Source organism: Vibrio sp. DW001 (genome assembly GCF_029016285.1).
Lineage (GTDB): Bacteria > Pseudomonadota > Gammaproteobacteria > Enterobacterales > Vibrionaceae > Vibrio.
Genome location: NZ_CP091975.1, coordinates 1,278,103 through 1,299,596, shown reverse-complemented (window position 1 = coordinate 1,299,596; position 21,494 = coordinate 1,278,103). Strand labels below are relative to the sequence as shown.

At 42.3% G+C, this 21,494-nt stretch carries 15 protein-coding genes; 3 read left to right on the top strand and 12 right to left on the bottom strand.

What is annotated here, in order from left to right; all coding sequences use genetic code 11:
- Window positions 1–2: 2 nt before the first annotated feature.
- From L3V77_RS06195 to hinT, 3 genes are read right to left on the bottom strand one after another with little or no spacing between them, the layout of a single operon-like run.
- Window positions 3–392 carry a YcfL family protein gene (locus tag L3V77_RS06195; protein WP_195702881.1) on the bottom strand — a complete coding sequence of 130 codons (390 nt, stop codon included), beginning with the start codon at window positions 390–392 and terminating at the stop codon, window positions 3–5.
- Window positions 392–1,783: a hypothetical protein gene (locus L3V77_RS06190; RefSeq protein ID WP_275136225.1), complete on the bottom strand. Its 1,392-nt coding sequence runs from the start codon at window positions 1,781–1,783 to the stop codon at window positions 392–394. Before L3V77_RS06190 ends, L3V77_RS06195 begins: the two co-directional genes overlap by 1 nt.
- Window positions 1,784–1,809: 26 nt before the next feature.
- Window positions 1,810–2,160, bottom strand: coding sequence for a purine nucleoside phosphoramidase (hinT, locus tag L3V77_RS06185; protein ID WP_195702879.1), 351 nt, complete (start codon window positions 2,158–2,160; stop codon window positions 1,810–1,812).
- 248 nt (window positions 2,161–2,408) lie between these two features.
- Here hinT and L3V77_RS06180 point away from each other — a divergent pair, with 248 nt between their 5' ends.
- Together L3V77_RS06180 and L3V77_RS06175 are read left to right on the top strand one after the other, a co-directional pair.
- On the top strand, window positions 2,409–4,400 hold the full coding sequence (locus L3V77_RS06180) for a methyl-accepting chemotaxis protein (protein WP_275136224.1): 1,992 nt from the start codon (window positions 2,409–2,411) through the stop codon (window positions 4,398–4,400).
- A gap of 169 nt (window positions 4,401–4,569) precedes the next feature.
- Window positions 4,570–5,730, top strand: coding sequence for a DUF1887 family protein (locus tag L3V77_RS06175; protein WP_275136223.1), 1,161 nt, complete (start codon window positions 4,570–4,572; stop codon window positions 5,728–5,730).
- 119 nt (window positions 5,731–5,849) lie between these two features.
- Here the strand turns inward: L3V77_RS06175 and udp are convergent, their stop codons facing one another.
- From udp to L3V77_RS06135, 8 genes are all read right to left on the bottom strand, one after another.
- Entirely contained in the window at window positions 5,850–6,608 is a 759-nt protein-coding gene (gene udp / locus L3V77_RS06170; RefSeq protein ID WP_275136222.1) for a uridine phosphorylase, read from the bottom strand.
- A gap of 237 nt (window positions 6,609–6,845) precedes the next feature.
- A complete protein-coding gene (locus L3V77_RS06165) occupies window positions 6,846–9,125 on the bottom strand; it encodes a zinc/cadmium/mercury/lead-transporting ATPase (protein ID WP_275136221.1) in 2,280 nt (759 codons plus the stop codon).
- 102 nt (window positions 9,126–9,227) lie between these two features.
- Entirely contained in the window at window positions 9,228–9,701 is a 474-nt protein-coding gene (locus L3V77_RS06160) for a response regulator (protein ID WP_275136220.1), read from the bottom strand.
- 1 nt (window position 9,702) lies between these two features.
- Window positions 9,703–11,028, bottom strand: a complete 1,326-nt coding sequence (locus tag L3V77_RS06155) for an ATP-binding protein (protein ID WP_275136219.1) — start codon at window positions 11,026–11,028, stop codon at window positions 9,703–9,705.
- A gap of 3 nt (window positions 11,029–11,031) precedes the next feature.
- Complete coding sequence (locus L3V77_RS06150; protein ID WP_275136218.1) at window positions 11,032–12,450, bottom strand: SLC13 family permease; 1,419 nt, start codon at window positions 12,448–12,450, stop codon at window positions 11,032–11,034.
- 168 nt (window positions 12,451–12,618) lie between these two features.
- A complete protein-coding gene (locus L3V77_RS06145) occupies window positions 12,619–14,097 on the bottom strand; it encodes an MATE family efflux transporter (RefSeq protein WP_275136217.1) in 1,479 nt (492 codons plus the stop codon).
- A gap of 68 nt (window positions 14,098–14,165) precedes the next feature.
- On the bottom strand, window positions 14,166–14,582 hold the full coding sequence (locus tag L3V77_RS06140) for a CBS domain-containing protein (protein WP_195702870.1): 417 nt from the start codon (window positions 14,580–14,582) through the stop codon (window positions 14,166–14,168).
- A 253-nt stretch (window positions 14,583–14,835) separates the two neighbouring features.
- Entirely contained in the window at window positions 14,836–16,710 is a 1,875-nt protein-coding gene (locus tag L3V77_RS06135; protein ID WP_275136216.1) for a methyl-accepting chemotaxis protein, read from the bottom strand.
- Window positions 16,711–17,205: 495 nt separating this feature from the next.
- Between L3V77_RS06135 and L3V77_RS06130 the strand changes: the two genes are divergently transcribed.
- Entirely contained in the window at window positions 17,206–18,222 is a 1,017-nt protein-coding gene (locus L3V77_RS06130) for a substrate-binding domain-containing protein (RefSeq protein WP_275136215.1), read from the top strand.
- A 143-nt stretch (window positions 18,223–18,365) separates the two neighbouring features.
- Here L3V77_RS06130 and L3V77_RS06125 read toward each other — a convergent pair whose 3' ends face one another.
- Entirely contained in the window at window positions 18,366–21,461 is a 3,096-nt protein-coding gene (locus tag L3V77_RS06125) for a GH116 family glycosyl hydrolase (RefSeq protein WP_275136706.1), read from the bottom strand.
- Window positions 21,462–21,494: the final 33 nt, after the last annotated feature.

Sequence of the window (21,494 nt, the reverse complement as noted above, 5' to 3'; positions counted from 1 at the left end):
CCTTATTTATTTGCTTCGCGTATTTGAACACGGAATTGTTTGCCGTTTGGATTAATAGACACTTCCGAAATAGAAAGCGTTTCAAAACCTCTAACAATCTGCTGTTTCCAAGCCGCTTGCTTCGAATTTACTTCTAGTCCTTCATTATCGTACCAATAGAAACGATACTGAATATTCTGATCACCCTTAAACTGGCTGGTAAGCGTAACGATACCTCGTGCATGCCCCTCTTGATCTACGGTCGCTATATTGTCTATTAATAACCGTCCCCCGAGGACATTGTCACCAAACATCACATTTTGCGATTGGCCATCAACTCGAAGACCCGCTGTATTTTTAGAACAACCGATTAAGGCCAAGGCCATAACTAGTGCTATCCCTATTTTTTTCATTACAAACTCCCAAGTTGTTTGTGCCAAATTGTTGCATTCGAACCCTGTCTAGAAACCCAAACCAAAACAGTTCTCCCTTCACCTGCAGTGACATCGTAATTCTGACTTCCAACGTCTATCGTGTAATTGCCGGGATCAACAACATCACTGCTGCTATACACATTGGCAGGCAATGTTTGCCAACTGCGCGTATCGGGTTGCTCTGTAAACACATTCCATACGTTAACCAAAAGGTTTCCGATATCATCACCATTTGTTGTCTCTCGACGAATCTGTTCTTTTGCCACCACTCGTAAAGCCTGTCTTAGCAAGATTGTCGGCATTCTTTCCGTCAGATCTTGTTGCGCCATCAAGTTTACGTCGACAAGTTTAGACTTAGATACCGATTTACCATTTATCTTAAGCGTAGCAAACTCGCGAGAAACCTGTGAAGGATAATATGGAAGCGACATGGTAAAATAAGCCCACTGTCCTTTCGTATAGATAGGAAGCGGCTGTTTCCAGCCTTGCTTTGAGAAGACGACGCCTTGCTCATCTATAACGATTAATCTGGCTTTGTTTTTTGCCAAAGGTTTTCTGTCACCATATTGCTTAACTAGCTTGCTCAAGTCTTCTCGCATGCCTAATTTTCTTGCCACTCTAATCGTGCTATCGATTATCTCTGAGTTGCTCGGCATTACTGCTAACGCTCGTCTATAGTCAACATACGCGTTATTTAGTTCCCCTGACGTTTCATAAAGCAGCCCTGACAAGAAGAGTAAATAGCCATTTTGAACCGCTTGTAACTGTTTACCCGCGTCAGGATATTTGGACAAAACTGAGCCCAGATTAGGACTTAAACCGTCTTTCCTCATATCTGATTCAGCAGAAGCAAGATCGGCTTCTCGTGTTTTCTTCGCTTTTTCCTGAACCTGATTGGCTTTACGTACCTCAACTAGCGCACCTTCTAGTGAGTTTTCACTGAGATAATTAAGTGCCAAATAAAGGTGCAAAAAACCCAATTCATAATCGGCAGGGTAATAACTATTCAAGTTATCATTTACAGCCAAAGATCCTATGCTAGACGCGCTTTCACTGATAGAAACAACCGCCTGATCTTGTTGTTCGCGCACGGCATATTCACTGCTCTCTAAGAAAGCTTTACTCTCTTCATAGGTCCGGTTGAGTAGATTAACCCTACCCTTTTCCATATTGTCTAATATGTCACCCGCTATATAATCTGGTAATAGATCCACGGCTTTTTTATACTGTCCAGATTCTACTGCTGTATAGACGTCACGATTTTGAGCACTATAGTGACTAAACAGGTTACCAGCAGATAAGGTAGAACAAGCGGTCACTGTTGCTGACACAGTGATAATAAATAGTAATCGGCACGTTTTATTCAACATAAGCTTACAAAGAGATTATTCCTAAATTAACCAAGTAGTAGTGGACCCAACGGGCGACCACCAAGAAGGTGCATATGAATATGATATACCTCTTGTCCACCATGAGCATTACAGTTAATTATCAAGCGATAACCGTCTTTATCAATGCCTTCATCTTTCGCTATTTTTCTTGCGGCAGTAAACATTCTACCCAACATTAACTCATCCTCTTCTTCTACATCGTTCACTGTAGGGATCAGTTTATTCGGGATAATTAGAATGTGACTTGGAGCTCGTGGGCTGATATCTCTAAATGCGGTAACCAAATCATCTTGGTAGACGATATCCGTTGGGATTTCTTTTCGGATAATTTTACTGAATATTGTTTCTTCCGCCATTACGCTGCTCCATGTTAACGGTAATTTTTGTTGAGTATGCGTTATGGGTCACCAAATCACAATAAAAAACAGCGTTCAACACTTCATTTTTTAGAAGCGCTGCCGATAATTCAAATTGAGGTTCAAATCTCGGTTTGTAGCGTATGAAATACGTATTATTGGTCACCTATTTTAAGACATTAAAAACAATAATTATTGTGCAATACCGTGTCTATATTTATACCTTATTTTTCTAACGGGGAGAGAAAATGAAAGGGTCTGTAATCAGGCGTATGTACACCGGATTTACCATTTTGGTGATCATGTTTATCGCCACTGTCACTATCATGTTGAATGGCATGAGTAATATTCACGCCATGTTCAGTACGGTAACCGAGAAGTCATTGCCACTCGTGTCGCTTTCAAATCAGACAAGCGTTAAACTGCTTTCTGCTGATAAAGCATTTAAAGACTTTCTAACCACACAAGATGTGGAACGGATGGAGCAAAATAAAAGTAATTTTCAACAGGCTCAAGATAGCTTTGAACAAGTATTCAGCCAACTCGAAACTGCAAGCTCAAACTACCCATCCTTGCAAAAAGATATACTCCAGTTAAAAGACCTAGAAACAACGTACTTTTCCGTTGCACAAGATGCTATGGGTAATTATCAGGATATGTCTGTTGCTCAAGAACAGGTTCGAAAATCAACGCGTAATTATCAACGACTTCATTCCGAATTGACCGTTGGCATGAAAGATTTTGTAGATGATCAAAGCAGCATTTCTATTAAACTATTGGCCAAAAGTTATTTCTTGAAGCTTAAAAAAGCAGAAATCGTTACGTCAGATGCGCTTGCGAGTGATGACCTTGAATTTGTAGCAAAATCGTTCGCTGACAATAAAAAATCTGTCGCGCAGCTCGTTTATGCTTATGAAGGTTTAACGACTCAACTTCCATCGATCAAATTCTCTTTCGATAACCCAGTGAAACAATTTACTAAAGATATAGGCAAAAAAGGCGGCGTACTTGATCAACACTCGGCCTTTTTGGAAGCGCGTTCTAGCCTATACATGAACATTGAGAACCTAGCCGCGGAAGTTGACCAAACCATGAATCTGCTTGGTGGATTTAATCGGGTTGCAACAGAAGAACTGAACGGCACACTTACGGAGGCTGAGAACATCTATAAAGATGGTCGATTACAAGCCGTCATTATCGGTATTGTGGTGGTTATCATTGCTATCGTGATCGGCTATCGTTTGGCCCATAGCGTAAGAGAACCTCTTACCCGCATCTTTGATACGCTAGAAAGCCTCGCAGACGGTGACATGACCAAGCGTATAGAGATTCGCTACAACAACGAGTTTGGCCGTGTGAGTGGTCATATTAATACCCTAGCAGATAACCTACATAACATTCTGCAACAACTCAGTAGCGCGTCGCACAATCTGACTAATGCATCCACAACCAATCAGTCCACCTCGAACAATGCACAAACCCAACTCAGTAGCCAGCGAGAACAAACCGCAAATGTCGCCACGGCAATGACAGAGATGGCCCATTCTGTCGCAGAGGTGTCACAAAGCGCACTAAGCTCGTTAGACAAGGTACATCAGGTAGAAAGCGCTTCTGATAGTGGACGTCAAGTAATGAGTCAGAACATCACAACAATCAACCAGCTCGAAAGTCGATTAACTGATTCGGTAAGTGCCGTATCCGAGCTACAAAAAATGAGTAGCGAAATTGGGTCAATCTTAGATGTTATCCGAGGCATCGCCGAACAAACCAACCTACTGGCACTCAACGCCGCAATAGAAGCCGCGAGAGCTGGCGAGCAGGGCAGAGGGTTTGCTGTCGTCGCGGACGAAGTCAGGGTGTTGGCTCAGAAGACGACGGAGTCGACTACTGAAATCGAGAGCATGATCGCAAACCTTCAATCGAGTTCAAAATCAGCCAATCAGATCATTGAAAGCTGTATGGGTGATATGGAGAACTCCGTTGCTCAAGCGTCAAATGCAAACAGCTCTATGGAAGAAATTCAGGCGTTAATACTCGAGATTAGTCAAATGAGTACACATATATCTGAAGCGGCTGCAGAGCAGAGCACAACCACTGGTGACATAGCGCAAAGTTTAGAAGGCATTAATCAGATTGCCGATGAAAGTTATCACGCGATGTCAGAAATTGCCTCTGTGAGTGAGAATTTAAGTACTATCGCTCAAGAGCAAGAGAGCTTGGTGAGCCGATTTAAGCTCTAAATTCAAACTCTAGGTCATGTTAAGGTCAATTTTTACTTTAACAAGGGTGAATTGTTATCAATTCACCCTTGTTTTTTATATAGTTACTACAATATAAAATGTAAGGCCAGCGAACCCTTCCCATAAAATTTTAATGCCGGCCAATACTTATAATTAGTAAGGACGTTAAATGGCCATTCACGTTGGTATTATTGATCGAGATCCCATCCGCTTAATCACGCCGCTTTTTGATAATAGAGCAATCTGTGAGCACATCATCTTTATTGGGGATAAGAACCAAAAGACAATGTTTCAGAGGCTCAAATACGTTTTAGACAAACGAAATATCGAAACCGAATTCTTTGAAATAACATCCATCGCTGACACTCCTCTGATTAGACAAGCGATACATCAGCTAGAAACAAACCTACGTCAGCGTGGCAAAGAGCTAAAGCTCAACGCCAGTTGTGGGTTGCGTCATCGCCTATTGCCTGTTTATGAGATGTTTAGACGCAATGCTTGGGAGATCTTCGTTGTTGAACCAAACAGCGATAAGATTTGCTGGATTTATCCGGAAGAAAACAAAGATGCTCAACTAGAAGACCACATCACGATTGCTGACTATCTAACTATTTTTGGTGCGCGGGCTGAATTTAACGAACACGATTTACCCGATCAACTCGATCAACAACTCTATGAACTCGGACAAAGGTGGGCAGGCAACGCCCTTGAACTTGGCCCTGGACTTGCGACACTCAACTACTTGGCAACAACATGTCGTAAAGAGCAAAAATTAGAGGTGAGCTTAACCGAAAAACAACAAGGTTATCGCGAAGTGAATATGCTTCTCTCCGACCTTGTGGACACACAGCTTGCAACCTATCAAAATGGTATTCTCAAATTTGCGAGCGAAGACGCAAGACGATTTTCTAACGGTGAGTGGCTTGAAACACTGGTCCATAGTACCGTTAAGCAGATTCAAGATGAACTACCAACCATTCAAGACCACTCTCTCAATGTTCAGGTGTATCGCCAGTTAGGTGAACGTGAAGTCCGAAATGAACTCGATGTAGCTACTGTTGTGAACAACAAACTACATATAATAGAGTGCAAAACAAAGGGCATGCGCGACGACGGTGACGATACTCTCTACAAGCTCGAGTCCTTGAGAGATTTATTGGGTGGCTTACAAGCTCGAGCGATGTTAGTTAGCTTCCGCCCGCTAAGACACAACGATATCACTCGCGCTGAAGACTTAGGGTTAGCTCTCATCGGTCCTGATGAACTGAAGGATCTGAAAAAACACCTAACTCATTGGTTCGCTGATGCAGGTGGTCACGATGAATTGTGATTGATGAACGGAAACTTAGGATAAGACTGACAACAAAAAATCCCGAACACTAAATGTATTCGGGATTTTTATTATTAAGCAACGTTGCTCCTAAAATGACAAGAGCAACCGATCAATAATTAAAGCATTTTACGCGCAGCAGCAATAACAACCTGAATAGAACGCGTCTCAGTTTTTTTAAGCGTTGCATGATCAGGGATCTCTTTCTGAGTACGGTTGATTATAACACCCGCAACACAGCCAGCTTTAAGACCAGAGCTTGCACACATTGTAAATAGTGTTGCAGATTCCATTTCGAAATTTAGAACCCCCATGTCTTGCCACTCTTGCATTGAACCTTGGAAACGCTTAACAACACGACCAGAGAACGTATCATAACGCTCTTGTCCTGGATAGAAGGTATCACTAGACGCCGTTACGCCCATGTGCACTTTCGCGCCCGACTCTTCTACCGCTTCTTTCATTGCCGTTGCAACTTCAAAGTTTGCAACAGCTGGAAACTCTAGCGGAGCAAAATGCAAACTAGCGCCATCTAAACGAACGGAACCAGTAGAAACAATCATATCTCCGACGTTTACATCTGATTGAATAGCACCTGTCGTACCCACGCGTAAGAATGTACGTACACCACATTGCGCAAGTTCTTCAACTGCAATAGAAGTAGAAGGACCTCCAATACCTGTAGAACAAACTACAACAGGTGTGCCATCTAATTCTGCCAAGTAAACATTGTATTCACGGTGGCTTGAAAGTTGTACTGCATTATCCATTTCAGCGGCGATTTTTGGCACGCGATCTGGGTCACCAGGAATAATAGCAACAGTTGCGCCTTTAAGATCGGCCGCAGTAATACCAAGGTGAAAAACAGGTTGAGACATAGATGGCTCCTTAATGTGGACTCAGCATTTTGCTAATCCAGAATATGGGTGAAGTTGACAGACAAACTGTAGCGAACAAATGCCACCCATAGAGTGATCTCAATCACAATATAAACTTACATTACACTAGCCATTACATAGAAAACCGATTGGCATCACGTTTTTCTACACTTTTGAATGGAATTCGTTCAATTAAAAGAATAGCAAGCATCTGAAATTTATCCTGTCCAAATACCACTATTTCAACCTCAACAATCTTAAAGCATTTGCGGTTACTAACAATGTCGCACCACTGTCTGCCAATACCGCCAACCATAATCCAGTAATACCCAGAAGGCTCGTCACCAAAAATATGGCTTTTAACCCTAATGCCAAAGCGATATTTTGACGAATATTTGCCAATGTTGCTTTCGAAAGAGTAATGATTCCTGCCACATCCGTCAGACGGTTATGGGTCAACGCTGAATCTGCCGCTTCCAAGGCAACATCAGTGCCACTGCCCATCGCAATACCGATTGACGCCGCTTTCATGGCTGGTGCGTCATTGATACCATCGCCGACCATCGCAACCTGTTTCGTTTTCGCAAGCTGCTGAACAAAATCCACTTTGTCTTCAGGAAGCAGACCTGCCTTATATTCAACACCAATTTTGTCAGCAATACCTTTTGCACTTCGCGCATTATCGCCTGTAAGCATTAGCGTGCTAATACCTAGTTTATGTAGTTTATCTATCGCGTCTTTCGCATCCTCACGCAAGGTGTCTTGCCAAGCAAGAACGCCAATCACCTCCGACGCCTCCAAAACTAGAACCGTTGTTTTTCCTACACTCTCGAGACGAGCAACGTGTTGCTCTATCTCATTCGATATCGGCACGTCTACTTTGCTTGGCGCGCTTATGCAATAGTTAACGCCTGAAATTATTCCAGAAACACCAATACCCGCAATAGCCGTTTTCTCAGTCGCTTCCGATATGGCGATATGCTGACTGTTAACATAAGCTACTAACGACTTCGCTAATGGGTGTGTTGAACCTAATTCGATGGATGCGGCTAGCGCGAGCAAGCGTTCTCTCGTTATATTTCCTAGTGTCACAACATCCGTCACTTTAGGTTCACCTTTGGTCAGGGTACCCGTTTTGTCAAAAGCGACCGTTTCTATGCGTCCAAGTTGCTCTAGCGCTGCTCCACCTTTTATTAAGGCCCCACGTTTAGCGGCAACCGCTAACCCAGATGTTATGGCAGCAGGCGTAGAAATAACCAGGGCACACGGACAAGCAATAAGCAGTAAAGCAAGGCCTCGGTATACCCATGTCTCCCAAGGCTGCTCAAAAAGAAGCGGAGGAGTAATAATAACCAATAATGCTAAAGCCATCATGGCAGGGGTATACCAACGACTGAATCGGTCAAGAAAACGTTCAAGTGGCGCTTTGTGTGACTCGGCTTGTTCGATTAAATGTAGTATCCGATCAATGGCGTTTTCACCTTGCTTAGAGGTAACCCGTAAGCGAACCACTTTATCAACGACGACAGAACCAGCAAGAACCTGATCATCCACTAGATGTTCAACCGGAAGTGACTCACCCGTTAACGCACTTTCATCGAAACTAGCCGAGGTTTGAATCACCCCATCAGCAGGAAGCCGAGAACCGGGAGAGACCTCAATAATGTCTTCAGGAATTAATTCGTTAACTGAAACGTGAACCCGTTCTCCATCCACAATCTTTACCGCGTCTTCAGGAACCAGAGCCATTAAAGACTTTACGCCACTTCTCGCCCTTGAAGAGGCGTAGGCTTCGAGTTTTTCTCCAAGTAAAAACAACAGTAAAACCATTGCCGCTTCAATCGTTTCACCTAAATACAATGCCCCAATCGCAGCAACACTCATCAGTGTCTCAATTGAAAATGGGGTACCAGATCTCGCTAGTGTGATCGCTTTTTTGCCGATAGGTACCAACCCTAACAAACAAATTGCAACAAAAGACCACTCACTGAATTGAGGAAGAAGTGGTTGTAATGCAAAAGAGATAAGCATCGCGATCGCCAGAGAGATAACTTGGATATTTTGTTTGAATAGGCCGCGCAGACTGAAATCGTCGTCTGTAGTAGGTTGAGAGGTATATATATTTAACGGAAAACCGGTCTTTAACGCAATAGATTCGATGGTTTGAGTGAGAGCTGCATCATCGTATTTAACGACAAGTTTTTCAGTCGCAAATAGTACTTTAACATAGCTGACACCGGATATATTGCTCACCGCCGTTTCAATTTTTCGAGCACATGATGGGCAATCCATCCCAGCAATTTTCCAGCTTTGAGTAAAAAGAGATTGTAAACCTGAGGGGTCACTTTCCTCTGAGAGGTCAGAACCACTACTGCAAGTACCTGACTCACCACTACAACAACCTTCACTTTCGGCACCGATAGCTTTTATCTGAGTAATCGTTGGCGTAGAGCAGCTAGTGCTACTGATATTCTGAGTGCTTGCCTTTGATTGACAGCCTTCGTGCTTAGTACACATGGTATCTCCTTTATCACCATTTGGTGTAAATGACTTTTGTTAAGATACCAACAAGCATAAACCTTGGAGTTAACTCCAAGGTCAAGCTTTGATTTCATAAATTTAACGAAGGCGAGCTAAAACAACATTTTGATCTAGATTACCTTGATAGTCGGTGTAGTCCAATCCTTGGTCAAAGATAAACTCTGTGACCAGCGTTCTTGCCCGTTCGCGTAAGACATCTGCATTCCAAGGCTTTTCAAAATAACTCTCGATACGAGCTAGATTGATAGCAGTGATAGTATCTTGATGCGTCGCTTGTCCGGTTAGCAAGATTTTTTTTGTTGTTGAAAAACGACCGTCTTGTGAAATTTCAGTCAACAACTCCACCCCGGTTTTACCCGGCATAACGTGATCCGAGATAATTAAGGCGACGAATTCACCTTCCGCATCAAAATCATCCATCAATTCGAGAGCTTCAGCTGCTGATTCGCAATCTTCTATGTTTAACCAAGTACTAAGTGGTTCTAGATCTTGTAGTACCGCGCTCAAAACTTCACGTTGGTCATCTACACAGATCAGGTTCAACTTCTCCATATTATTCCTCGACTGGCAATTTAATTCTAAAAATGGTTTTTTCCGAACCGCTTTTCACAGCAATAGTTCCACCATAACCACTCACTATTCTTTTCACGATTGAAAGCCCGAGCCCTAAGCCAAAAGAGAGCCCACCTTTCTTGGTAGTGAAGTTTGGCTGAAAGATCTGACGTCGTGTTAATTCATCAATTTCAGGGCCATTATTGGAAATCGTGACAAGAATCCGTTTGTTTGTATACCGTGTAGCAATCTCAATAGCCGGCTCCGCCGTATCTTCCATTGCATCACAAGCATTTTTCATAATATTCGCCCAAATCTGAACCAATTCAGTAGACGAACCTTTAAACTTCGGAAGATTGGCAGGGCTAAGATGTACTGACACTCTTCGTAAGTCGCTTTGTAATAAAGCGATAGCTTTGTTGATCGATTCGTTTATATCCAACCACTCATCGGTATCAATATCCGAGCGACCGAGTTGCTTCACCGATTTAACGATACCCACTGAGTGCCTTGCAGCTAATCGCATATCGTGTAAATCACGACCGACTTTCCAGTAACGTATGGCTTCGCTCGGGTTCTCTAGCCATTGCTTAGGTACTTCACCTCTCGGTACCGCTCGAGCTAAAGATTTGGCGAGGTCACGGGATAAACCCAATTCTGATTCAAGTTCTCTGGCACGTTTACGTACCTCTGAGGAACTCGCGACCTGCCCTTGCAATAACCCTTGTTCTAAAAAGACGCTCGCCTCAGGGTGAAGTTCTTCCATCAACTGAGAGATCACTGACTGCATCCGCTCTGTCTTACTGCTCAATACGCCTACGGCATTATTAAGCTCATGGGCGATACCTGCCGCAAGTTGTCCTAATGTTGTCATTTGCTCAGCGGTATATAGCTTTTGCAAAGCCTCTTCTTTGGCGATAGACTCCCGTATTGCTCTCATCTGTCGACGCGATAATTCACTCACAATAACGGGTGTAAACTGAGCTGCTAACGGGCCATAATATTCTGGCTCTACCGCCCTCGTCTGCCCATCTATCCAAGCAAGTTCGACATCGGTTTTGGCTACAACCGTTGAAGAAGCAATGAGTGTCTCAGAGAAAAAACTATGAACCCCTAAAAAGGCACCTTCGGTACCATTGAAGATCTTCGTTTCTCTTTCGCTCTCATCATCAACAATGTAGCCTTCAATTTCTCCCTTCCAAACATAATACAGTCGCTCATTATCACCACCTTGTAATATGATGGATCGACCCGCAGCGACGGTTAGCCTCCTTTCAGGTTGGCTAAAGTAACATCTAACTAAACGGGTGAGCTTTTCTGTATCCATAGGTTATCCGATAAAACCAACGACGTTGAGTATCCAGACCAAAACAAAGCTGCCTAGAACACCGATCACACCCATTATCACACCCACTTTCGCCATCTGACCACTTTCAACGTTACCCGTTGCATGAGCTAATGCGTTTGGTGGTGTACTAATTGGCAAAGACATCCCTAACGAAGCCGCAAATGTAACGACAAGGATCAATGTCATCTGTCCACCCAATGGGGCGAGAGAAGTCATTGAAGCACCCAGTGCTGCCATGATTGGCATCAACAAGTTAGCGGTTGCCGTATGTGACATGAAGTTTGCCATAGTTAAACAGAGGAATGCCGCACCGAATAGAACAATATATGGTGAGTATTCATCAAACGGAATACTGTGCACCATAAGCCTAGCAAGACCTGTCTTATCTAAAGCAAGGCCTAATGCAATACCACCGGATACCAACCATAAAACATCCCATGAAATTTTCTTAAGATCTTCTTTATTGATAATGCCGGTAATCGAGAAAATCGCGACGGGAATCAAGGCAACGGTATAAGAGTTCATTCCGTGAGAGGACCCCATCAACCAAAGCACAATTGTTGTACCAAACGTGATATATACCGTGATCGCTTTTGGTGTTTTAAGGAATTTACCTTTAATATTCAAGTCGATCGACTTCGTATCCGCACCATAAAGCTTATTAATTAAGAACCAAGCCAGTGCCATCATAATGATGACGAACGGTACACCAAATGTCATCCACTCACCAAACGTGATCAGGTTGTCACCGACCAAGTATTTCAGCGCAATAGCGTTAGGCGGGGTACCAATAGGCGTACCGATACCACCAATATTTGCCGCAACCGGAATACAAAGTGCAAAGGCGATTCGACCTGGGTCATTTCGACTAAATACAGCAATAACAGGCGTTAGAATAGATAACATCATCGCCGTCGTCGCCGTATTGGACATGAACATGGAGAAGATGCCAGTGATAAGCATCAAACCAAGCATCACATACTTAGGGTCTGAACCAAATGGCTTAAGCAACACACGAGCTAAGTTGACATCTAAACGATATTTAGTGGCTGCCATAGCAAGGAAAAAACCACCTAAAAAGAGCATAATGATTGGGCTAGCAAACGTCGCCATAATGTCTTTGTAGTTCAGTAGTGTTCCAAACTCTGGTGTGCCTTCTCCAAGACGAAAAAAGATAATCCCCTTATTTGAGAGCAACAATAGCTCCAGAACAATAATAACAACCGAGGTTGCGTAGATAGGGATTGGTTCGAAAACCCAGCACAAAGCAGCAAGCAAAAAGATAGCAATTACACGCTGTTGAATTATTGTCATACCGTCAAAAGGAAATGCTGATAAAGGTAAAACTAAAATAAATAGAGGGATGATCAAAGGGATGAGATATTTCATATATTGTCGCATAGCGTGGTTACAATTCCATCTTACAGATTCCAAAAATTAAGACCGGCTGGCGCCGATCAATCTGCGTTCATTATGTGGCAATTCCTTGACTCAATTTGTAGTCGTAGATCAAACTTCCTACAATTCAACAATAAAATTCATTAAAAAACATATATATCATGACACACGTCAGTTTACATTTTGATTTCTCGACGCTAAATCAAACTGTTGGACAGGAAGTTCTTCAGCAGCAACCACATCCGTCGAGCTAAATGGCGTCATTGTAACGCACTTCACTGCGGGGTCGATCGCATCAACATCGACGATAACATCGGTCATCAAATCACCTATATGTTTACGCAAAACGATGATTCCGATGATTCCGATGATTCCAAATAAAATACTACCTGCTGCTTGACCATAAATGACCCCAAGAGCACCAAACCACTGCGCACCAAAGTACACAAATGGCAACGTACCTAGCGTCGCTTTACCTAGATTTAAACTGGTTGAATAGAAAGGTTTACCCAGATTATTGAACGACGCATTGGCGACGAATAGCGCCCCGTTAAATACGAACGTTAAGGCAACAAAGGAACAGAATGCGGAAACCAATATCGCTGCATCTCCGGTTAAAGAAAAACTTGAGATGATCAAACCTTGGGCCATATAGAGAATAGCGGTAACCGATATACAATAAATAGTGACAAAAATAAGCGCGTTGTAGAGCGTCTCTTTCACTCTATCTAACCGCCCTGCACCGTAGTTTTGACCAATAATTGGCCCTACCGCACCCGAAAGCGCAAAGATCACAGCAAACGCAACTGGCATTATGCGACCGATTACGGCAAAGCCTGCTACGAAGTTTTCGCCGAATTGGGCAATGTTTGTGGTGACAATCGCATTACCAATGGGTGTTGCCGTATTGGTTATAATTGCAGGTAGAGCGATAGCCAATATTGTCGGTAGATGCTCTTTCACTATTCCAAACTGAGGTCGCCCAACCAGATCATGAATTCGGACCAGAGGAACCATCGAAAAGACAAGCACAGTAAAACGTGCCATGACTGACGCGGCGGCGGCTCCCTCTACATTCCAACCAAAACCGAAGATAAATAAAGGATCTAAAATGGCGTTGATTATTCCACCAGCTAACGTTGCCCACATCGAGCGTTTTGCATCTCCGACGGCACGCAGCCCAGCACCTGCAACCATAGCCAATGCTATAAATGGACTACTAGGCAACAGAATCTGCAAGTAAGCTTCTGCGCGTTCTGCCGCAAAGCCTGTTGCCCCGATGGCGGCCAACAATTCAGATATATTAACGAACATAATACTGGTTACGACAACACTGACAACAAAAGCGACCACCAGCGTGCTCGCGGCAATCTGCCTGGCATATTGCCTTTTTTTGGCCCCTAACGCTTTAGAGACGAGCGCCCCCATAGCAATAGAAGAACCAATAGAAACCGAGGTAGAAAAAAAGGTCAATGTGCCCGCAAACCCTACAGCGGCCGCCAACTCTACCTGACCTAACATACTGATAAACAACATATCCATCAGATCAACCACAAACAGCGCCATTAAACCTATTGAAGCGGTTCCAGACATCACCAAAATGTGTCTCATCGTTGAACCTTCAACAAATTTCGCGGTTTGTGTACTCATTCATCTTCCTTTTACGTTCATATCAAAAAACAGAAGGCGCTTAATGCGCCTTCTGTTTTTTGATACCTTTAAAGCTGATTTTTGAAACTCGTCTCTAACGCCTTACCAATCGCGGTTAACACATCGCGCCGAGTAATAATCCCAAGTAACTTCCCTTTGTCTACAACAGGATAAACTTTCGGTTTTCCGACTTTCATCATCGCCGCCAATTCAAATATACCGAGATCTGGACTGACAGAAAGAACCTCTTTATACATGCAATCACTAACAATATGCGTTTCTTGGCTGGTATACGCTACCTTCATTAAATTCGCTAATAAATCCTGCTCTGAAATGAATCCTATAACCTTTCCATCGGCGTCGACAACAGGACCACCCATATGGTTTGATTTCATGACTTTGTCTAGCGCGGCAGAAAGAGACATTTCAGGGCTAAACTTAACCGCGTGATTATCCATATAGTCTTTAACTTTTAGTGTTTCCATTACTTCTCTCCTCAAACCTATCTAGCATGTATCTATCCGAAAGCTCGTATTAATTAATCAAAACTAGCGAATAACATCTTTCAACCTATAAACTATATTGTTACCTAATTTACTGATTTTACAAATAGATAACACCAATTTATTCAATAAGAAATAACTATTAAGAGGTACTATTTGGTTATAACGCACTTGTAACCCTTTAAAAATCGGGGTTTTTACGCTTTATCTAAGCCCAACAAAAATGAAAACTTCGCTATAAGTGAAACGATTTTGTTAAATCAGATTGCTTTTCAGCCATTTTTTCCAATTTTTCACTTAATAGAACTAAGCTATGTGCACTCTGAGTCGTGTCTTGTGCTAACCCGTGAATATGTGCAACGTTTGTAGTGACCTCTGTCGCGGCGAGTTTATGTTGGTTTGTCGCAGCCGCTATCTGATGACTACTCTCTTCTATTTTACCTAGAAATTGATGTACCTCTGATAACGCTAAATTTACCCCATCGGCATGCCCACTGTATTCGTTCATATAATCACTACATGAGGCAATTTTGAATACCGTGACCTCAGCACTTTGCTTTAAAGAATCTATTTTTTGTTTTATTTCTACCGTCGAGCTTGTCGTCTTTGAAGCGAGTACTCGCACCTCGTCTGCCACAACAGCAAAACCTCGTCCTTGTTCCCCCGCTCTTGCCGCCTCGATCGCCGCGTTCAAGGCCAACAAATTGGTCTGCTCTGAAATGTTTGAAATAACATCAAGTATCGAACCTATACTTGCACTCTCCATTGCCAACTGTTGGATGCTTTCTGTCGAACTCGCTAATTGACTCGAAAGTTGCTCAATAAGTTGAACGTTAACGTCCATTAATGCCTTGCCTTTGTCCGAACAGGCAACTGCATTGGTCACCAAATTAAATGAGTCATTCGAGGCGTTCGCAATCTCAACCACGGCGTGTTCTATCTCTTCCATTGCGGAAGCCACTTGTAAGATCTGCGCGGTTTGCTCTTCGATCGCAAAACTAAGACTATCACTCGTTGTCTGATTTTCTGTCGATGCTTCATTGAGATTATTCGATGACATACTCAATTGGTTTATAACCGTTGAGAGTTGCTCAATCATCAAATTAACCTTTCTCGCGACCTGCCCTAACTCATTGTGAGCTTGATAGCGCACTCGTACTGCAAGGTTTTTATTGGCTACGTCATCCAAAGCGCCGTTTATTTGTCTGCTCGGCACTTTGATTGATCGCGCGACAACCCAGCCGATAACACACGCTAACGATATCGCGGTCAACACTGCGATAATAATGTAGAGAGTCGACTGCTTAAGCTGACGCTTTGATATTTCAAACAAAGAATTGGCGTTGTCTGTGGCAAATATTGCCATCGTTTCAATATCTTGTAATTGATTGTCTAACTCTGCTTCTAGTTCTAACCGTAGAGTATGAGTACGATTATTCAACCCTATCGACTGAAGGTAGAGGATGACCGATCCAGTTTCAGAGAAAACCAATGATTGAACGGCATCCAATCCCCCTTTTAGATTTGAATACATCTCAGGATTATTCTTCTGAACCTTCTGTAACAACTCGATGTACACCTGCTCTCTTCGTTTAAAATTTTTCGCCTCAGGTTTAAGTTCTAATGGGTCTTTTAACGAAAAAATCACCTTAGATTGAGATTCAATCAAACCTACTTGACTTAGCAACTGTTCTATTACTGTCTTATCGGTTCCTGAACGAGATAATTGGGCTTGTAACTCATTGCTTACCTGCAGTAAAAGCATCGCTGCATCAGATTGTGCGTAAAGGCTTTGTTCGTTGATATCGATAAACTGAGCGTGAGTAGTCGTCACATCATTAAAGTGTTCAGTAACCCATTTACTACTCGATGCAATAGCATCAACATATTGATTAAGTTCACTATTTACATCGGCATGTTGAATAAACCATTCCAATTCATTGTGATATTTACTAATCGACGATTCAATCGCTTTATTCGCTTGCTCTAATTCATCAATATAAGAAATGAATAAGTAAGGTGTTAAACTGCGATTAATATTGAGCAAGGCCACTTTCAATTGGCTTGAATGGACGACTAATGGCGTGGATTCATTATTAATCTTCTCCATCCTGCCCGCGGATTCCTTGATTAAATCCAAACTAAACCACGATATTAATACCATAATTGATATTAATAATACGAATCCTAGATATATCCTAGATACAATAGATAAACTTTTCACTTTTATAGCTCGACGACAAGTATTTCCGCTATTAACCCATAAAACCACCTCTACTTTCCTTATCAAGGCTCACATAATTACCACTCAAAATATCTATGAAACAAAACTGCCACAACCCAATTTTCTGCACAAAAATTACATCAAAAATAGTTTAAATACATAATGTTAAACAAATTAATCTGCGCACTAGTGCCCGTAAAAATAAGGGTTTCATAACGGTTTAATAAAAAATATGAACACGTCACACAAAACAAAAATTTGTTAAGCCTATCATCGTAAAAATGAACGAATGTTCAATGTATTTTTACCCAAAATTGAATGCTTTGTGATAAAATCATCAACGGTAATTCATAAGTAATCACTTTATTTAGGCTATTTATTATGAGAAAGAAAAAAGAAACCGCTACCGTATATGATGTGGCTAAACTTGCCGGCGTATCTCCCGCCACTGTTTCTCGATTCTTAAATAGAACGACGTTTGTTTCAGATGAAAAAAGCCATAAGATTGAAGATGCCATCAACGCATTAGATTACAAACCCGTTTATCAACCTGCAAATACTGGCAATCGTCGTTCGATGACGATTGGGGCACTCGTTCAACATCCCGATAGCCCGTTCACCAGTCAAATTTTAAATGATATGGAAAAAGTGCTTATTTCGCAGGGATATCAATTAACTATTGCCTCGGGCCACTGGGATAAGAAACTTGAAACTTATGCATTAACAAGCCTCAAACAGCAAAATATCGATGGTCTCATTATAGTCACTGGTAACTTGACGAACAATCAACTGATTGAATTTTCAAATGAAATACCTATTGTTGCCGTAGGTTATGATGTAAAGGCAAGCAAAATACGCTGTATTAACATTGATAACGAGTTAGCCGGGTATATGGCCACACTTCACCTACTTCAGCTTGGTCATTCAAACATTGGACACATAAAAGGCCTTGCATCTCAGCCTGATTCACTGCATCGATTTGATGGGTATAAAAGAGCCTTGAAAGAAGCCGGACTAAGACCGAACCAAAGGCTAATAAAACAGGGCGATTTCAGTTCGGCTCTCGCTTATAAACAAACGGTTGAATTACTCAACGATGAAAAAGCCAAAGTCACGGCAATATTCGCCGCGAATGATCTCAGTGCATATGGTGTAATTAAAGCCATCCATGACCACGGTCTTAACGTACCTGATGATATCTCAGTGATTGGTTTAGATGATTTACCTACCTCGCAATACTTCACGCCGGGCTTAACCACATTAAGACAACCAATAGAGGAGATTGGGACCGTTTCTGCCAACTCTATCTTAAATTTCTTAAGCGGGGATCGACATGAAGATAGGTTGCCACCGATAGATTTGATCGTACGTCAGACAACGCGATCCTTGAGAAATTAGACGATTAAATATTCGTTCTAGTAAGTTTGTGAATCGCTAACTTCCCAGATTGGTATTAAAAGTACCACCTTAATCGGTGGTACTTTTAACCAACAGCGTTTGCTTTCACTTAACAAAAACTTACATATTTACGTTGTTTGGCATTATTGCAATGCTTCTGGTAAATACGCAAATATCATTCCCGGTCTGAAGTAACGTCCTGCTGTGTATTTCAATCCCGTATTCTGCAACCAAACATGCAAACTCGCCACATGTCCCGAGTCAATGATTGGGGAGACCAATTTACTAAAGGTGTCTATTTCAGAAGTAATAAATGGATTTACTCGTTGATCCGGTAACAAACATTCCGTTTTACATAAGTGGGTGTGCCAATCATTCGCCACAGTACTAGAGATTGAAAACTCAGAGACCAAATCATCGACTGATACGGTCACAGAACAATTAAATCCTTCTGGTGCGGCAAATGGAATTTTTGATTGATGATATAGAGCGTCATAGACGGTATCCATCAATTCAACGGCTTGATCATTTTTGCCGCTCAGTCTTAGAGCTGAAGCGACACTAAACTGCACTCCTATCCAGACATCTTGAGCCTGAAATGCGTCGTGCGGCATGCCGTTTGCCAAGGTCATGTTGGCGACACCGAGTTTAGGGCTGTTTATTTTATAGTTCGTCTCGTAAACATAATCTAAGGCTCGTTCAACTTTATCTTGACTAAACAAACCATTTAAACCCAATAACTTAAGGTAACTATCCGCAAGCAAAGCGTCTCCAAAGCTATTATCCGAGTCCATCTCAATAATGGTATTATACTCACTAGTAAACGCCAGCGGAGCGATGTCTGCAAGAAGTCGTTTAGCTTGGTATCTCGATTGTACTTTGCTCTCATTTGAGTTTGTATGTACGCCATCAAGATACTCATTTAGGATATCTTTATCGACCACACGGTTACCTGTTAGGTGTAACCCAATCGTCGCCAGTTCTTGAAAACCTGTTCCCGTTAAGTGTTTGGTTTGAATTGGAGTAATATAAAAGTGAAAATACCCTTTCTGCTCATCCCACAGACCTTGTTCTAGCACTGACAATGCTTTATCAGCACGATCACTATATTCGATCTCAAACTCCTCTTGGCCCATCAACTTCGCTAACTCCGCTCCCGCATAAAGGCCGGCTACCCAAAGACTCGCGCAGTATACCGATATACCATGCGAGGCTAGGTTATCAAAGGTGTCATCTGTTCCTCTTGTTAGTGGCAATGCATCCCCTTCTTCAATCAAATTAGTCAGGTATTCTATGCTCTCTTTTACTGCTTGCCAGCAGGATTCAACAACAGAATAATCATTCGTTTGTTTGAAATGACGATAAACCATTAACACATATTTTGGCGCGAGATCTTTCCATTCCTTTACATTGTGCCAAGTGTAAGCGTCTGGTTGAATATCAAAAGGGCTACCAAGATCATGTATCACCGCACCACGTATTGCCCTTACCCCTTCATATTTGGCATCGATAAGCTCTGCATGTGGTTTGTCTTCATACTCCCAAAAACGACGCTTGGTTACATCTTCAGCAAGAATCCCGTTGGAGAACTCTTTCATTACACAACCGTCGAGCTCTGGTAACAGATAAAGCAACGCAAACGAACCATAAAAATAGACATCCAGAGAATTGAAGAATGGATAATCTACACACTCTTTCACTAGGAACTTATCTTTCACATCCCATACCGTCGATTCAGCAAGAAATGACAGCGTATTCATCGCCATGGTCGCAAAACTTACCGCAGAAGCGTTATCCCCTATCGCATTTTTAGCCTGATCTAGGTAATGGATCTGCTCAGTGATTATGCGCTGTTCAATGGCGTCTATACTTGGTAGCACCTCTTCCATAATAGCGACAGAACGGTGCGCTTTTTGATAAAACTGACTATAGGCTTTTTCGCTTTGCCAGTCTTGCAACAATATTTTATTGTGGTCCATTACTTGAACAAATCGAACACTTAACGACTGATTAGGTTCCAGATCTAACTGAACCGTTACCAATGCCGAAAGCGCCTCTCGCCCACTGTAGATACCGCTGTCGAAATGCGCGTTAACTCGACCAGTATTTAAGGCATCGATTACGGCTCCGTTTTCATTGACAGAATATACCGACGGCTTAGTTGATACTGTAATCGATCGGTTTTTCAGTAGTGACCGCTCTGTCTGAGCACCAAATAACACTTCGCCATCGACATCGGACTGATAGGGTGATTGATTTGCTAACCTCACACCAGAAAAACCGTGTGTTCGTCCAACCTGAACTTCATAACTAATATGAGATTGCTTCACAGGATTTTGCGTAAGCGTGCAAGCCGAATCTTGAACGCCTGGTCGCTGCTTAACATAAGTTGAACCGATAAGGTTTTTTAGTGACTGAACTAAGGTAACCGTCTTAGGTTTGTCTGATAAGTTCGTCACTTCAAATTCATTCCAGTGGATAGGCAAAGAGCACAATCTTTTATCGCCACGAACAATAGGTGATACCACCTTTCGTTGAATGTTAATCTCACTGAACGCAGAGTAACGATACTGAGCCATAGGATACAGAACCTGATACTCAATCTCATGTTCTGCTATAGCGTCAATCCCCTTGCGATCCGACTGAGCAGTAAGCGACACTCTTTTTGCACTGTTATTGATGATCAAACCGTTGAAAAAGTCCAAGGCAACGAATAACTGTGTCCTTGTCGAGTGGGGATCTGCTGCTATTTCTGCTTGAGTTTTCGTGGTGAACTCAATGGCCCACTTTACGAACTGCGGTTGGTTTTCTGCATAAAAATCACCCGATTTTACTGCCCGTATTAATCCGCTTAATGCACGCTCTGATGTGGATGTGTCAAGTATCTTCCCTTGGAAAAGGGCGGGATAAAAATGAAGATGTTGCGCGAGTTTTTCTAGGTGTGCAATAGCAAGTTTGTCTGTGCTAATTTCATCTGCGACCGAGACGAAAAAATCGTTAAAGTTAAACTGGTTATCGTTGTTATCAATATAAATGCCGGGGATAAAAGCAAAACTAGGCGTATTACCTAAAGGGGTTAATGTAAAGGTACTCCCTATACCACCAACAGCCATACCAGTATTATTCGGTGTGGTCGAAATTGGCGAATACCACGGCTGAATAAATTCTACCGCATTACCTTGTGCACAAATCTGTTCTGAAACACCAGTAAAACTTGTGTATGGAATCGTATTTCTCATCATCAAAACCTAATGTAGATTTGATAGGCGCAC

What these genes read in the sequence shown, in the direction of transcription:
- L3V77_RS06165 (WP_275136221.1), bottom strand. Translation starts at nt 9,125, where the DNA reads ATGTGTACTAAGCACGAAGGCTGTCAATCAAAGGCAAGCACTCAGAAT.
- L3V77_RS06135 (WP_275136216.1), bottom strand. Translation starts at nt 16,710, where the DNA reads ATGGAGAAGATTAATAATGAATCCACGCCATTAGTCGTCCATTCAAGC.
- L3V77_RS06145 (WP_275136217.1), bottom strand. Translation starts at nt 14,097, where the DNA reads ATGAGTACACAAACCGCGAAATTTGTTGAAGGTTCAACGATGAGACAC.
- L3V77_RS06175 (WP_275136223.1), top strand. Translation starts at nt 4,570, where the DNA reads ATGGCCATTCACGTTGGTATTATTGATCGAGATCCCATCCGCTTAATC.
- udp (WP_275136222.1), bottom strand. Translation starts at nt 6,608, where the DNA reads ATGTCTCAACCTGTTTTTCACCTTGGTATTACTGCGGCCGATCTTAAA.
- L3V77_RS06160 (WP_275136220.1), bottom strand. Translation starts at nt 9,701, where the DNA reads ATGGAGAAGTTGAACCTGATCTGTGTAGATGACCAACGTGAAGTTTTG.
- L3V77_RS06180 (WP_275136224.1), top strand. Translation starts at nt 2,409, where the DNA reads ATGAAAGGGTCTGTAATCAGGCGTATGTACACCGGATTTACCATTTTG.
- L3V77_RS06130 (WP_275136215.1), top strand. Translation starts at nt 17,206, where the DNA reads ATGAGAAAGAAAAAAGAAACCGCTACCGTATATGATGTGGCTAAACTT.
- L3V77_RS06190 (WP_275136225.1), bottom strand. Translation starts at nt 1,783, where the DNA reads ATGTTGAATAAAACGTGCCGATTACTATTTATTATCACTGTGTCAGCA.
- L3V77_RS06155 (WP_275136219.1), bottom strand. Translation starts at nt 11,028, where the DNA reads ATGGATACAGAAAAGCTCACCCGTTTAGTTAGATGTTACTTTAGCCAA.
- L3V77_RS06125 (WP_275136706.1), bottom strand. Translation starts at nt 21,461, where the DNA reads ATGAGAAATACGATTCCATACACAAGTTTTACTGGTGTTTCAGAACAG.
- L3V77_RS06140 (WP_195702870.1), bottom strand. Translation starts at nt 14,582, where the DNA reads ATGGAAACACTAAAAGTTAAAGACTATATGGATAATCACGCGGTTAAG.
- hinT (WP_195702879.1), bottom strand. Translation starts at nt 2,160, where the DNA reads ATGGCGGAAGAAACAATATTCAGTAAAATTATCCGAAAAGAAATCCCA.
- L3V77_RS06150 (WP_275136218.1), bottom strand. Translation starts at nt 12,450, where the DNA reads ATGCGACAATATATGAAATATCTCATCCCTTTGATCATCCCTCTATTT.
- L3V77_RS06195 (WP_195702881.1), bottom strand. Translation starts at nt 392, where the DNA reads ATGAAAAAAATAGGGATAGCACTAGTTATGGCCTTGGCCTTAATCGGT.